At 61.4% G+C, this 14,854-nt stretch carries 13 protein-coding genes; 1 reads left to right on the top strand and 12 read right to left on the bottom strand.

Annotated features, from left to right (window positions below):
* Positions 1-2: 2 nt before the first annotated feature.
* From nqrF to H4N61_RS04595, 6 genes are read right to left on the bottom strand one after another with little or no spacing between them, the layout of a single operon-like run.
* Positions 3-1,223: an NADH:ubiquinone reductase (Na(+)-transporting) subunit F gene (gene nqrF, locus H4N61_RS04620; protein WP_169194802.1), complete on the bottom strand. Its 1,221-nt coding sequence runs from the start codon at positions 1,221-1,223 to the stop codon at positions 3-5.
* Entirely contained in the window at positions 1,220-1,831 is a 612-nt protein-coding gene (gene nqrE, locus H4N61_RS04615; RefSeq protein WP_169194801.1) for an NADH:ubiquinone reductase (Na(+)-transporting) subunit E, read from the bottom strand. Before nqrE ends, nqrF begins: the two co-directional genes overlap by 4 nt.
* Entirely contained in the window at positions 1,828-2,481 is a 654-nt protein-coding gene (locus H4N61_RS04610) for an NADH:ubiquinone reductase (Na(+)-transporting) subunit D (RefSeq protein ID WP_182395163.1), read from the bottom strand. Before H4N61_RS04610 ends, nqrE begins: the two co-directional genes overlap by 4 nt.
* A complete protein-coding gene (gene nqrC / locus H4N61_RS04605) occupies positions 2,481-3,284 on the bottom strand; it encodes an NADH:ubiquinone reductase (Na(+)-transporting) subunit C (protein ID WP_169194799.1) in 804 nt (267 codons plus the stop codon). Before nqrC ends, H4N61_RS04610 begins: the two co-directional genes overlap by 1 nt.
* Positions 3,277-4,041 (bottom strand): RnfABCDGE type electron transport complex subunit D, encoded by a 765-nt coding sequence (locus tag H4N61_RS04600; protein WP_169194798.1) that lies wholly within the window; start codon positions 4,039-4,041, stop codon positions 3,277-3,279. The genes nqrC and H4N61_RS04600 overlap by 8 nt, the downstream gene beginning before the upstream one ends.
* Positions 4,038-5,330 carry a Na(+)-translocating NADH-quinone reductase subunit A gene (locus tag H4N61_RS04595; protein WP_248306593.1) on the bottom strand — a complete coding sequence of 431 codons (1,293 nt, stop codon included), beginning with the start codon at positions 5,328-5,330 and terminating at the stop codon, positions 4,038-4,040. The genes H4N61_RS04600 and H4N61_RS04595 overlap by 4 nt, the downstream gene beginning before the upstream one ends.
* Before the next feature lie 96 nt (positions 5,331-5,426).
* On the opposite strand from H4N61_RS04595, the gene H4N61_RS04590 reads away from it, so the two are divergent.
* Positions 5,427-6,506, top strand: a complete 1,080-nt coding sequence (locus H4N61_RS04590; protein WP_199368526.1) for a cytochrome C — start codon at positions 5,427-5,429, stop codon at positions 6,504-6,506.
* A gap of 82 nt (positions 6,507-6,588) precedes the next feature.
* Here H4N61_RS04590 and H4N61_RS04585 read toward each other — a convergent pair whose 3' ends face one another.
* From H4N61_RS04585 to H4N61_RS04560, 6 genes are all read right to left on the bottom strand, one after another.
* Entirely contained in the window at positions 6,589-7,449 is an 861-nt protein-coding gene (locus H4N61_RS04585) for a universal stress protein (RefSeq protein WP_182395159.1), read from the bottom strand.
* A gap of 78 nt (positions 7,450-7,527) precedes the next feature.
* Positions 7,528-7,974 carry a universal stress protein gene (locus H4N61_RS04580; RefSeq protein WP_169194794.1) on the bottom strand — a complete coding sequence of 149 codons (447 nt, stop codon included), beginning with the start codon at positions 7,972-7,974 and terminating at the stop codon, positions 7,528-7,530.
* 73 nt (positions 7,975-8,047) lie between these two features.
* Entirely contained in the window at positions 8,048-8,383 is a 336-nt protein-coding gene (locus H4N61_RS04575) for a cytochrome c (protein ID WP_182395157.1), read from the bottom strand.
* On the bottom strand, positions 8,380-10,251 hold the full coding sequence (locus H4N61_RS04570) for a heavy metal translocating P-type ATPase (protein WP_248306563.1): 1,872 nt from the start codon (positions 10,249-10,251) through the stop codon (positions 8,380-8,382). Before H4N61_RS04570 ends, H4N61_RS04575 begins: the two co-directional genes overlap by 4 nt.
* A gap of 97 nt (positions 10,252-10,348) precedes the next feature.
* Positions 10,349-11,596 carry a diguanylate cyclase gene (locus H4N61_RS04565; protein ID WP_182395155.1) on the bottom strand — a complete coding sequence of 416 codons (1,248 nt, stop codon included), beginning with the start codon at positions 11,594-11,596 and terminating at the stop codon, positions 10,349-10,351.
* Positions 11,597-11,721: 125 nt separating this feature from the next.
* Positions 11,722-14,286, bottom strand: a complete 2,565-nt coding sequence (locus tag H4N61_RS04560) for an EAL domain-containing protein (RefSeq protein ID WP_182395152.1) — start codon at positions 14,284-14,286, stop codon at positions 11,722-11,724.
* Between the last annotated feature and the right edge of the window lie 568 nt (positions 14,287-14,854).

Genomic DNA, 14,854 nt, shown 5'->3' with positions numbered 1-14,854 from the left:
TCCTAGCTCCCGAAATCGTCGTTGAATATTGAATGCGCTTCAACGCCGAGCTCGTCGAGCGTGGCCAGAACCGCAGAAATCATGACCGGCGGGCCGCAGAGGTAGTATTCGCAATCCTCGGGAGCCGGATGCTTGAGCAGCGCATCGCGCAACACCTGGTGGATGAAGCCGGTTGGTCCGTGCCAGCGGTCCCCCGGGGCCGGATCGGACAGCGCTACGGTCCAGTCGAAGCTCGGGTGCCGCGTCGCCAGATGCTCGAATTCGTCGAGATAGAATAGATCGTTGCGGGCGCGGGCACCGTAGAAGTAGGACATGGCTCGGCTGGTGCCCAGCCCGAGTTGCTCGTGGATCATGGCCCGCAATGGGGCCATGCCGACGCCGCCCCCGACAAAGATCATGTGGCGTTCGCTCGGCTGGACATGGAAGTCGCCGAACGGCCCGGAGACTTCAATCGTGTCGCCCCGCGTCAGCCCGAACAGATAGGACGAAACAATTCCCGGCGGGATCTCGGTTTCCTGCCCCGCTGGAGGCACGGCCAACCGGATATTAAAGACAAGCTGCCCGCGGTCCTGGGGTCGGCTGGCCAGCGAATAGGCCCGGCTGGTGCGTTCCGACACTTGCGAGCGCAGCGCCTCCCAGCCAGCGACCGACCAGGTAAGTTCATGCTCGGCGTCGATTTCGAGATGGGCGAAGTCTCGCTCGTAAGGCGGTGCCGTCAGCATCATGAAGCCGCCGGCGCGGAAATTGATATTCTGCCCGGCCGGCAGGTCGAGCACCAGTTCGCGGATCAGCGGCGCCAGCATGCGGTTGCTCGCGACGGTGCAGGTAAAGGCCCCCGCGGAAAGGATCTCCGGCGCCACGGTAACCTCGACCGAGCCACGCAGGTTGAGCTGGCAGGCGAGGCGCACATCGGCGCGCCGTTCGCTGGCCGAAAGCAACCCGCGCTCGGTCGCCCGCAATTCCCCCGCCCCAGGCCCGGTGGCGGTAACCCGGCATTGGCCGCATGTGCCACTCCCGCCGCAGGCTGCGGGAACGGGAATATCGGCGCCCTGCAGGACTTCGAGCAGTTTGGCGCCACGCTTGGCAGCAATCACCTGTCCGCCATTGACGGTCACCGACAGCGCCACGTCGGGCACCAGTCGAGAGCGGGCGGCAAGCAGGCCGAGCGCCAGCGCCAGGATCAGGCCAATGATGAGGGCGCTGCCCAGGGCGATCTCGATCATGGCAATGCCACCTGGGCGAAAGTGGAAAAGCCCAGCGACATCATGCCGGTAATGATGAAGGCGATCCCCAGCCCCTGCAGTCCGCCGGGCAGGTCGGCATAGGCGAGCCGGCGCCGGATTGCCGAGAGCATGATGACTGCCAAGGCAAAGCCGGTGCCCGAACCCAGTCCGAACACCGTGCTCTCGGCCAGGTCATAACGCCGATCCGCCATGAACAGGCTCCCCCCGAGAATGGCGCAGTGCACCGCCAGCAGCGAGAGAAACACGCCGAACGTGTTGAAGAGCGCGGGCAGACAACGATCCATCACCATTTCCACCAGTTGCACCGCCGCAGCGATCACCCCGATAAAGGTCAGCAGCCGCAGATAGCTCAGGTCGAGATCGGGCAGGCCGGCCCAAGTCCAGGCGCCCGGCGCCAGCACGAACTGGTAGAGCAGGTGATTGACCGGCACCGTGACGCCCATCACAACGATAACCGCAACGCCCAGGCCTGCCGCCGTGCCCGGCCGCCGCGACAGGGCGAGGAAGGTGCACAGCCCCAGGAACAGCGTCAGCGGCATGTTCTCGACGAAGGCTGAGCGGATGAAGAGGCCGGCGAGATCGGTCATGTGCCGGCATCCCGTGTCGGTGCCAGGCTATATTCAGGCGTCTCGATCTGCTCCCGGCGCCAGCTTCTGATGGCCCAGACCAGTCCGCCGAGGAGGAAAAAGGCGCTGGGCGCCAGCAGCATCAGGCTGAGCGGTTCGTACCAGCCGCCCTGTTCCACAGTCGGCAGGATCGCATAGCCCAGCAGCGTGCCCTGGCCGAACAGTTCCCGCACGCTGCCGACAATCGCCAGCACCAACGAATAGCCCAGCCCATTGCCAAGGCCATCGGCCATCGCCGGAAGCGGCCGATTGTGCAGGGCAAAGGATTCGGTGCGGCCCAGCACGACGCAGTTGGTCGCGATCAGGCTGACAAAGACCGACAGGCGCTGGCTCATCTCATAGAAGAACGCCTGCAGGAACTGATCGATCACGATCACCAGCGAAGCCACGATGATGATTTGCACGATCAGCCGGATCGAGGAAGGCAGGTGCGCGCGTATCATGCTGATGATCGCGCCCGCAGTGACGACGACCAGGGTCAATGCCGCGCCCATGGTCAGGGCGGCGGCCAGGGTCGTGGTCACCGCCAAAGCCGAGCAGATGCCCAGGATCTGCAAGGTCACGGGGTTCTGGCGGAGGATGGGGTCGGTGACTGTCGTCCAGCCGGCCATCAGAACTCTCCCCGCCGGATCGCCTGGAGCAGGGGGCCGTAGCCCTGCGGCCCCAGCCAGAATTGCAGCATCTTGGCCATGGCAGTGCTGGTACGCGTCGCCCCGGTAATGGCATCGACCTCGAACTCGCTGCTGCCGCCACCGCGCGCGACGGTCAGGCGCACCGCCCCGGTGTCATCGGCTATGCGCTTGCCGGAAAACTGCTGCCGCCAGGCCGGCTCGGTGATCCGCGCGCCCAGGCCCGGCGTCTCCCCATGCGAGAGGACGGTAAGACCCGCCACCGTGTTCATGTTATCGGCCACGGCAACCATGGCTTCGATCGGGCCGCCATAACCGGTGCCGCTCACCGGCAGGATGACGACTTTGACCTGCTCGTCGGGCCCGCGCAGCAGGTAGATCTGCTTTAGATTGGCTCTGCTTCCCAGATTGGCGATGTCTTGCTGGGGGGAAAGTTGTGTCCAGCTCGCCGTGTCCGCCAGGGCGGCCGGCAGAGTTTCGGGCGTTATGTCCTGCGCCGCTTCGGCCCGGAGCAGATCCACCACCACGGTCGAAAGCGTCATGTCATCGGACTGGGCCAGAATCTGGGTCAGTCCGGGTATTTCGGCCAGCAGGGCTTCGAGGCGGGCCTGCTGTTCCACGGCGCGGTTCTGCGCCTGTATCGGCCGCAGCATCACGGTTGCGCCCGTGACCAGCACCGCACAGATCGCCGAAACTAGGAAGGCTATTGCAATGGTCTTGGGGCGGCTCTCATTGGGCAGTGCCAGAAGCCTGCGCCAAAGCCGAAAAGGGTTCAGGTCAGCCATGCCGATGTCTCCGAAGCGCCCGCCATATGGCGATGGTGATCTCGTCCAGTAGGGGTGTGGTGAGCGCCGTCAGCAGCGCCGCCGAGACGGCGGTCTGGACTGGGGCGGTCGCCCAGATCGCGGAAAAAAGCACGATGAGCGCGCCGAACAGGGCGCCATTGAGCCAGCGGCCCGATGCGGTAGACGCGCAGGTCGCGGGATCGCAGACCAGTAGGACTAGGACAACGGCCACCGCGCTCGTTAGCAGATCAAGGCTGAATCCGCCGCCGACAACCAGCACGACCAGGGCGCCGGCCAGCACCCGCCACGGCAGGATACCCAATGCGAGCAGCAGCAGCGCCGCCGGTATGGTCGCCCAACCCAGCGGAACCGCAAGTGGCGGCCAGGCGGCCAGCGGGAAGCCGAAGCCGAGAAACACGACGGCGACCACGGCAGGGCTCAGTACGCTGCGACCCCAGCCGCCGAAAACCAGTTCGCCGAAAACGAAGCCGAAACTGACCCCCAGAACGAACTGGAACGGTCCGACCTCGGGCGCCAGCATGGCGATGAGCAGCGCCGAGACGATACCCGAAGCGCTGGGCGGCTGTGCCCGCAGCATTGTGAATATGGCCTGCCATACCCCGCCGACGACAATGGCGAACAGCAGTCGTGTGGCACCGGCCGAGCCTTCCTGCCAGATCCAGGCGACCGCCACGGGGATCGCCGCTGCCAGAATGATCACCGCCACGGTCTCGCGATTCCAGATGCCTCGCATCATGTATTTGCCTCCATGCGGTCAAGTGCAGCACGCAGCAGGTCGGAAAACCGCGGGGAGGCGGCGGTGACATAGTCCACCATGGCTAAATCCGCCTCGACCAGCGATAGGGCGCCGAGTTCAGCGGCAGCCTCATCATCCCCGACCGACAGGGCCCGCAGCAATGCCATGCCGGGCATGAAACCACCCAAGGCCTCTTCGACCGCCGCGGTAGCAATGATCGGTTCGGGACGAGAAGCGCGGCGTAGCGCGGCATCCAGCCAGTGCCTCTGCGGCTTCGTGTCCGAGCGCGGCAATACCGTCACCTGACGGTCCTTCTCCCCCAGCCAGCGAGCCTGGGCACCGTCCAGCACCGAACCGGAAAAGATGACCGTTGGTCCGGGCTTCAGCGATCGGTAGCAGATCTCGCTCAGGTCAGCGCCAGGCTGGCAGCGGACCAGCCGGCTGGCGCGCAGCCCGGGCCCCACAACCGCCACCAGTCGGGTAGTCGGCAGAGTGCCCTCTTCCAGCAACTCCCCGATGGCGACGACATCGTCGACGCCGATGTCCCATACCTGGCGGTCAAGCCGGGCGGGAAACCGGTCGAGAACTCGGTGGCCAGCCAGGCCCGCCGGGTGCAGGTCGCCGACGCGAATGATGTGCAGACGGTCCATCTCCTGGACGATGTCCGGCCCGCGATCCTGGCAGAAAAAGACAGGTCCCGCGCAAAGTGTGCCCAAGGCCGCAATCCCACGTTGAAGCGCTACTGCGCTGCCCTCGTCAAGCGCAATACGGGGGCTGGCTGCGAGGGGCCGGGTATCCACCGCCATGACGAAGATGGCCGCCGGCTTGGCGTCACCCTTGGGAATGCGACCGAAGGGGCGGACGTTGAACCGCCGCCACAGGCCTGTCTCCTGCAAGAGCGCACGCAATGCAGCACGGCCAGTCTTGCCGGCAATCTCTTCACCGGCGGCGCGCGCATCATAGCGATGCTGTTGCTGGCGCGTCTCGGCCGCAAACACCATGCTGCTCAGCCGCCGCCCGGCGCCGATCTCGAGCGCGGTGACGCGGCCGGCCATGGGCGCGGTGATGACATATTCAGGATGGCGGCGGTCGCGCAGCACCGGCGCGCCCTGCTTGACGATATCCCCCTGCGACACCAGCGGTTCGGCGCGCAAATCGGCAAGGGCATTGACGCTTAGCCCGGCCTCGTCCGTTATGAGCGTCTCGGGCTCCTTCGGCAGGGGATTTGGCGTGCTAAGGGGGATTGAGAGCCCCCGTCCTAGTCCAAATATGTCCCTATCTCCCCGCATGCGGCGCCAGCCGGACGAATCTTCCCGAAGGGCGCGCTTGACAATCTGCAGTCTGCCAACGCAGTCTTTCACGGGTTAAGCGAGGGGGCAAGGCAGATGCGCATGCGACACTTCCTGCTGGCAGGCACCATTCCACTGATCTTCGCGGTTGTCGCCACCTCCGCGCAGAGCCCGACGCGCACGCCCGATATCGAGGAAATCATGCAATGGGCGCGCTCGGGCCATGCCGATGCCCACTCGGAATCTTTTGCGCACTGGAATGACGAGGGCGAGATTCCGCCTGTCTGCTCCACCTGCCATTCCGGCGCGGGATTCCGCTCGCTCCATGGCTTGGACGGCAGCGAGCCGGGCCTGCCACAATCGCCAATTCCGGTCGGAGGCGTCGTCGACTGCGATACCTGCCACAGCCCCGGACTGCAAACCGTCACCCACGTCACCTTGCCCTCCGGCCAGCAGCACCCGGTTACCGGGTTCGAGGCGGCCTGCATGACCTGCCACTCGGGGCGCGCCGCCAGCGTCACCGTTGAAAAGGCCGTGGCCGAGCGTCCCGAAGACGTCGTGGATGCCGAGTTGCGCTTCATCAATCCCCACTATGCCACGGCCGCAGCCAGCCTGCTGGGCGGTACGGGGGCGCTGGGCTATCACTATCCGGGAAAGGCCTACGAGCCGCGCTTCGTGCATGCGAGGCCGGTCTCGACCTGCATATCCTGCCACGAGCCGCACAACCTGACGGTCAGCCAGGAAACCTGCCAGACCTGCCACGAGACCGGCGCCTCTCAGGATATTCGTATCTCGCGGCAAAGCCATGATGGCAGCGGCAACCTCGAACAGGGTATCGCCGTGGACATTGCCGCCAATCGCAAGCGCCTGTTTGCACTGATAGCCGACTATGCCCGCGAGGTTGTCGGCACGCCCATCGTCTTTGACGCTGCGCGTCATCCGTATTTCTTCGCCGACCACAATGGCGACGGCCTGGCGGACCAGCGCGATGAAGCGCCCGTCGCCTATGCCAGCTGGACGCCCCGTCTGCTCAAGGCAGCCTATAACTGGAAATTCGTGGGGGCGGATGCAGCGATCCACGTCCACAACCCCCATTATGCGCTCGAGCTGCTCTATGATTCCGCAGAGGATCTGTCCGCCGCGCTGCAGCGAGAGCTCACGGGAATGGTTCGCTAAGGAATTGGGGCAGCAGTCTCGAAGTCAGCTCTTCCTCGTCGCGAGGCACGGTGTGCGAGTGCGCTGATGGTCCCCCGTTGGCTCACTGTTGTCGCACAGCCAGCACGTCGCAATCGAGCTGCTCCAGAATCTCGATAGCGACGCTGCCAACCAAGACTGCGGCGAGGCCAGAACGCCCCGATGATCCCACAACAACAAGGTCAGCTTCCTTGTCTGCTACATATTTCGCTAGGTTGGAAGCGATCTTGCCCAACTCAGCAACGATACCAACGGAGTCGGCCTTGGAACCGATACTCTCCCGCAGCCATTCTCGAGCCCGATCCATTTCGCGCGCCCGCAACTCCCTCTCAACGCTGGCCATGTCGTCGATCTGATTTTTGTAAGGAAAGTCAAACGCATGGAACAAGGTGAACTGAGCTTCAGGAAAAGCAGCGACGGCCAGACCGATCGCCCGCCGCGACACTTCGGATAGATCGCTCGCCAGAACGATTCGCTGATACGGCCGGTGCGCTCTCCCCTTCACAACGAGAACTGGCGCCGGACCATTTTTCACCAGTTCCACCACCATCCGACCCAACTTGTCGGCGCCGTAGGTCTCATCATGGGCTATGCCGGTGACCAGCAGTTCGGACCCACTGTCCAGCGCCGCCGAAGTCACCAGGTCATAAGCATCGCCATTCTTGACGATCAGCGACGCGCCGGCCGCAGGCCAATCGGGGTATTCACGTGCCAGTTTACGCTGGGCTACCGCCACCGGATCATAGCGGCGCCAGGAGGGTCCTTGGCTCCAATAGGCATACTGAAATGCCTCGACAGCATGAACAATCTGGATCTGCGCCTGCCAGTCCCGGGCAAGCGCCATTGCACGATCATAGGCGCGATCGCTGCGCGCACTCAGGTCGGTCGCCAGCGTGATCTGCCGGGGCACAGACGGTTTGCTCATCGAAAAGGGTCTCCTGTTGCTCCTTGGGAGCGAGGCTGGCCATCGCTGCAGCGGCGAAGTGTTAGGGGTGGTGCTGGCCTAGCGAACGACCAGAACCGGGATGGTGGTATGGGCCAGCACTTCCGATGTCTGGCTGTCGAGCAGCACCTTTTGCACGCCACGACGGCCATGCGAGGACATCACGATCAGGTCACACCCATTGAGCTTGGCATATCTGACAATGGCCTCGGCAGGAGAGATGTCGATCTCATGGACGAGCCCGGCTACAATGCCATAGTCGGAGCCGCGCTGCGCGATGGAGGCAAACCGATCCTTCATGATCGCTTCAATCTGCTGGTCATAGCGGGTGACGGGATCATCGATGCCGCCCATTCGCGCTGCACTCGCCATTTCCTGGCGCAGCGGTTCTGAAACGGACAGCACCGTGACTTTGGCATTGAGCGGCTTGGCCAAGGCCAGGCCCTGTTCAAGGCCCTTCGCGGCCAGTTCAGAACCATCGGTGGCGATCAGTATATGGGTGTACATCCGCTTCTCCTTGGCAAAAAACTGGTACGGCATGCTGCATGCTACTGGTCTGAAAACAAGGGGAGACTGCCCCTTAGGGTTCGAACGACTTGATATAAGCGATGATTGCGGCGGCCTGCTCGGGTTCGAATTCGAATTCAGGCATGTCCGGATGGGCCGTCAGGCCTTCGACCAGCGCCTCGCTCAGCAATTCCACATCATAGCGCAGCTGCAGCTCCCGAAACGGCGGCGCGGGCGGGAACGGGCTCTGGCCGGTGGCCGCGATGGCATGGCAGTCCGCGCAGTACATGCCCACCAGCTCCTGTCCCATTCCCACGGGATCATATGGCTGGGCGGCGCCCGGGCCCGCGACGGCGAAACTGTCCATGGCCACCAGCATGGGCAGCATGGCGCGCAACAACAATCTCATGTTCTGGGTTCTCCTATTGACAAGGCGGATGGCCGGGGCGTGATACGCAGCGCCCGCAACGCATTCAAAATGACCGCCACGTCGATCGCTTCCTGCAGCAGCGCCCCCTGCACCGGCGTCAGATAGCCAAAGGCGGCGGCAATCATCCCCAGCACCGACAGGCCAATGCCGGCCACGACGCTCTCCAGCGCAATCCGGCGCGCGCCTTGGGCGATTTCAACGCCTGGCAATAGGCGATCAAGATGATCGACCAACAGCACGACATCGGCCGCTTCAGCTGATGCAGCGGCCCCACGCGCACCCATGGCCACTCCCACATCGGCGGCAGCGAGCGCCGGCGCGTCATTGACCCCGTCGCCCACCATCATGACCGGGCCCCGCTCTCGCTCAAGCAACACAAGCGCCACCTTCTGCTGAGGCGTCAGATCGGAATGAATGGCATCGAGCGCCAGGTCCTGGGTAACAGCTTCCGCCACTGCCTGCCGATCGCCGGTTGCCAGCACAAGGCGAGCAATCCCCACGTTCCGCAAGCCCGCCAACAGGTCCGGTGTTCCAGCCCGCAAAGCATCGGCCATGACGATATGCCCGGCTAGCTGGCCGTCGATGGCCACCGCCACGAGCGCCGAACCCGTCTGAATGATCTGGCTCTTGGGTGGGAGGGTTCCGATATGCGATGCGACAAATACTGCGCTGCCCGCGATCACCTGGCGGGAGCCAACCATCCCGACCCAACCTTCACCAGGGACCTCCATGACCTGCTGGGGAACTTGCAGGGCAGCGCCGCGTGCGCGGGCGGCGCTGACAATCGCCCGCGCCATCGGATGCTTGGAAGCCTGTTCGAGCGAGGCGGCCAGACAGAGCACCTCATCGTCCGACATCGCCTGTAGCGGCTCAATGGAGACGATCTGGGGACGCCCGTCGGTCAGCGTGCCCGTCTTGTCCAGTACCAGGACCTTTATGAGAGCCAGGGCTTCGAGCGGTTTTGCCCCCTTGATCAGCACGCCATAATGTGCGGCGCGAGACATGCCCGCGGCCAAGGCCACCGGGACGGCCAGGATAAGCGGACAGGGGGTTGCCACCACCAGAACGGCCACAGCGCGGATCGGATCGCCGCTCGACCACCATGCAGCCGTGGCAATGACGACCGTGACAGCGAGGAAAAGCAACGAGTAACGGTCCGCCAGTCGCGCCATCGGCGCTTTTGAGGTTTGTGCTGCCTCGACCAGCCGGATAATACCTGCATAAGTGCTTTCCGAAGCGCGCCGCGTGACGCGCAGGTCAAAGGCTTCGCCAATGTTCGTTGAGCCGCTCATGACCTCCCCACCGTCGCCCAGGCGCACTGGCATGGATTCACCCGTCAGTGCCGACTGGTCCAGTAAGGCCCTCTGGCTCTCGACTATTCCATCGACCGGCGCCACGTCTCCCTGCCGGATCAGCAGCAGATCGTTGGTCGTTATGTCGTCCAGCACTACCTCTTCGAGCGCGCCAGCACGATGCCGGGTCGCTGTGCGCGGGACCCGCGAGAGCAGATCGGTCATCTCCCTGCGGGCGCGGCCTTCGGCGAAACTCTCAAGGAAAGTCCCGCCGGAATACATCAAGGCAACAACGGCGGCTGCCAGTGTTTCGCCGAAGAGCAAGGCAGCGGACATCGATAGAGCGGCCACGATGTCCAGACCGACCTCGCCCTTCGCAAGGCTCCGCACAATTTCCGCCAGTAGTGCGGCGAGGATAGGGAGTACGCCGGCAGACCACGCCAGAGCGGCCAGTTGAGCCTGCCCCGCCAGCATCAGTGCCAATCCGCTGGCCAACCCAGTAAGGGCGATGATCAGCAGGGCTGCGTCGAGCCGGTCGTGCAGTGTTTGCGGCAAGCGGTTGATTCCTCTTGACGGCGCGCTGGCAGTGGCCGGTCACAGACAAGGTTAGGTCACTGAAAGCCACCGCAGCATATGGTAGATTTATTACTATTCAATCTAGCATGACAATGCGACCGCGTCCGGCTCTCTTGGCCGCATAACACGCGGCATCAGCGCGGGCTAGGGCGGTGCCGAAATCCATTTCGGACGAAAGGCCGACGATACCGACGCTGACACCAAATGTTGGCAAATCACCGGCCGGTACCTGACCGACTGTGATGGAGCGGATCGCGTCGGAAACGGTCTTAGCGATCTCATAGACCTTAGTCTTATCAGTGTGGTTGAGAAGAACCGCGAATTCATCGCCACCAATACGGGCAGCCGCGTCGGTCGGCAGGATGTAATGACGCAGAACACGACCAACTTCGACCAACACGTTATCCCCTGCCGCGTGACCTAGTGCATCGTTGATCGGCTTGAAGTGGTCGAGATCAAGAAAGACCAAATAGCTACTCGCGAGACCGGCGAGGGCCGTCTCGACGGAAGTCTGGAACGCTGGTCTGTTGACGAGCTGGGTCAAACTGTCATGAGACGCAGCGTGCGCCAGGCGAGCTTCGATCTTCTTGAGATGGGTAATGTCAGTATCGGTTCCGACCGTGCGCAAGACTTTGCCGTCTTCGTCCCACTCGACCGGTTTGCCGCGACTGAGAATCCAAATGTAGTGCCCGTCACGATGACGCTCACGATATTCCAGAATGTCGTACCCCTGCTCCCCCTTGTTTTGACGGGAAACGTTCGGCCTAATGCGGTCACGATCGTCGGGATGAACGCGCTCCAGCCAAGCTTCCTGATCATCATCGACTGCCTCATCGTGTGGGATACCGCGCATGGTGCGCCACATCGGTGAGTAGAACATGCGTCCGGTTCGGGCGTTGTGATCCCAGACCCCCTGCCTGGCAGCTTCAAGAGCGAAATGCCAGCGACTCTCGCTTTCGGCAAGCGCACTTTCCACTTGCTTGCGACGGTCAATGCTGCCGACCTGGACTATTACATAGATAGGCTCGCCCGTGGTGTCAGATTTTAGCACTGACACCGCTATCAGTGCCCAAATCATCTTACCACCGTGCCCCCGGCACAGGTGTTCGCCGTCGTAACCTTCATTCCGACCCTCGAAGACGTTCGAGAGCGCCGAAATTACGTCTAGATCCCGAGGATCGAAGAACCCATGAAGTATGGAGGCTGAAGTTGATCGGTCGGGCGCGAACTCGCGCTCGAATGCGCTGTTAGTATAGACCACGACCCCGTCCATACCCGTCACGGCCATACCTATGGCAGCGCGATCGACGATCTTGCGTAACATTTTATAGCTTCGGCCGAACAAAAAAGTTCCAGCATCCTCCGCAGTGGCTCCTACTTTTGTCATTGCCTCCACCACTTATACTCCCCCAAAACGACCATAGCGTCCCTCAACTTTCCGTGCAGCTTTCAGCGCCCCGATCTACGATAGGAGTTATCGACAACTATATTAGTTGCTCTTTTTAGCGCGTACTCACTGGCCGCTTCAAAGCTCATCGGCTTCCCGAACAAATAGCCCTGCCCGTAGTCGCAGCCCCACTCCCTCAGCACGCGTGCTTCCGCATCCGCCTCGATGCCTTCGGCAACTGTGGTGAGATTGAGCGCCTTAGCCAGCCCAAGCATTGCCCTGACAATTTCGCCTTTGTTATTGTTTGTTCCAAGCCCGTACACAAACGACCGGTCGATCTTTATTTCATCCACTGGTAGAGACTGGAGGTGAATCAGAGAGGCATACCCGGTGCCGAAGTCGTCCAAGGAGATGCCCACGCCGCTTTCCCGCAGTCGTGCGAGATTTTCGACAACTGATTCACCAACCTCAGCCATCAGAACGCGCTCGGTGATTTCAAGCTTGATAGCGCTGTGGGGCAAGCCTTTTTGATCAAGCATGCCGAGAACACTGGTCACGAACGCTGCATTGACGATGTTCTCTGTCGCCAAATTTATAGAAACTTGCCCGAAGGCAAGGCCTTCGGCAGCACAGAGCCCTAAGTTTTCAATGACCATTTGAGCCATTCGGAGACCTATGCTGTCTGCCAAACGGGGGTCATCGAAGGCATCGTCAATAACGCTTGGGGATAGAAGGCCTTCTTCAGGGTGATTGATGCGCAGCAGCGCCTCAAAGCCCCGCAGGCCATGATAGTTGAGGCTAAGTATCGGCTGATAGTAGGATTCAATCCAGTTTTCCCGCAAAGCGGTTCTGGCGAGCTCCAAAGCTCTACTGCGTTTCGATGCCGCGTTTCGGATACCAGGGGTGAACACCTGAACACTGCCTTTTCCCGCGGATTTGGCTGCGTAAAGAGCGAGATCGGCGCGCTTGAAGACTTCATCGGGGTGCTCCCCATGCTGGCCTAGCGCGCAGCCTATGCTCGGCCGCAATGACCGAGTCTTCTTGTTGCGCTTGAGGGATGCCTCGAGCTTGGCTTCGATGGACTGCGCGCGCTCGACCAGACAGACATCATCAGAGATATTACGGCAGATGATGGCAAACTCATCGCCACTCAACCTTGCCCCAAACTCATTAGGCTCCACGATGCGCTGAAGATACCGCGCGAACAAGCGCAGTACAGCATCGCCAGTGAGGTGCCCATACCGATCATTGACGAGTTTGAAGTCGTCCATGTCCAGGACCATCAAGCCAATGGGATCGTATGTCGAGGCAAGGCGGCGTATCAGTTCCTCCACAAAATGACGCCGGTTGGGCAGACCCGACAGTTCATCCTCATAGACCTGACGTCTGAGCTTCTCCGCGGCCAGATGGTGTTCATGGATATCCTCGACGGTGCCGTACCACTTAAAGATCGCGCCAGGACCATCTCGGCGTGCGGTTGCTCTAGCCCGTGCCCAACGATATTGGCCTGTGCTGAGGCGGATTCGATAGGTGAAGTCCACGGGTTCGCCACTCGCTTGTACTTCCGCCCACCTCTCTACAGTTGGCGCGACATCGTCGGGGTGGAGCGCCTGAAGCCATCCGTTTCCTAAAGCATCAGTCTGAGAAATGCCCGTCATCTCTGCCCAACGTGATGACACGCTAAGGATTTGTCCCCGCGGGTCAGCGGTCCACGGTATCTGCGGGTTCTGCTCGACGGTATAGCGATAGTGTTCTTCGCTTTCTCGCAAAGCTTCAAACATGCGTGCGCGCTCGATTGCCAGAGAGGCCAGTCCGCGAAGACGTGTTAACTCTTGAAGCTCTGCAGGGCTGGGGCCTCGCTTATCGCGAAAATAGAACCCAAAAGAAGCAATGACATCGCCATTGGCAGCGAAAACCGGCTTAGACCAACAAGCTTGAAAACCCAAAGGCAAGACCAACTGCCGCCAGCTGTCCCAGAGCGGATCGCTGCCAATATCTGTGCTAATCACGTCGCGTTTTTCAAAGGCCGCGGTGCCACAGGAACCCACACCTGTCGCAATTTTGATATTCGGGACCGCAGCCATCAATCCGTCTGGCAAGTTGGGTGCAAAACCTGCGGTAAAGCGTCCACCGACTGCGTCAACCAGCAGGATACTGCAGGTGGCACCCGGTACCTGACGTTCAGCAGCTTTGCATAGCTCTGCAAGCAGGTGCGGAAGCGCGACACCCCCAATGACCATTTCGAGGATACTGCCTTGGGTCGCATCCCTTAATTCCGCGGTCAGCCATTCATGCGCATCGATTGCGCAGCCCACCCACTTTCCATCGCCGACATGACGAACGTTCAAGAGGTGACGGTGATACACGCCGTCGTACCGTCGAACGCGCATTTCCGCTTGAACATTCTCGAAGGCATCCGGATGCATGGGCAGCTGCGCCCGAAAGGCGGCAGCGTCAGCCGGGTGAATGCTGTCGAGCCAACCCAAGCCCAGGCCTTTCTCTTGCGGTAAGCCGGTGAACTCAGACCACTGCGCGTTGTTGAACTCCACGTGGCCCTGAGCATCGGAAACCCAAACTAGACCCGGCACTGCTAGGGTGAGCGTTTCAAAAAGCTGACTGACACTCATGAGTAATCGCTGCCAAGGGAACTTGAGTTCGACGAAATGTAACCTCGAAATTCCTTAATTACTCGCCGCGGCACGGTCACTTTTTGGAGTCACCCGTATTTTGAGATCTCATATTGAGCCTCACTTTTGACGGGTGATTCCGAACGCGCGCCGAGAAACTGAATACGTTGCCGGACTCGTTGGACAGGTGCTCAATGCGCAGCACCGTTTCGGCGATATGATCCAAGACAAGGGCAAGGTGTCGATCGACCTCGTCACTGTCATCCAAAAGGCACTTGGCGTCCTGGAGGTGGGAGCGGATTTGTCTGTATTTCATCTTGATCTCCGTAGCCCCATTTCACCCTATGGCGCCAAGATCGCCCGAAGCTTAAATTATTTGCCCCAATTGTATTCATTCAAAGGAGCACTTTCGCTGTCCTGAACAATGTAGGGATGCAACGACAGCCATGAATTTTGACCCGACTTAGGAATAGCGAGTACGGGTGCTCCATTCGCGCCTCATGCCTCGACCCACCCATGCAGCTGCCTTAAACGTGTTGTTCGTCAGGCCCTCTGCAAAACAGGAAAG

It is taken from the genome of Devosia sp. MC521 (assembly GCF_014127105.1).
Classification (GTDB): Bacteria; Pseudomonadota; Alphaproteobacteria; order Rhizobiales; family Devosiaceae; genus Devosia.
The sequence above is the reverse complement of the archived record's forward strand: the minus strand, read 5'-3'. Positions and strand labels throughout refer to the sequence as shown.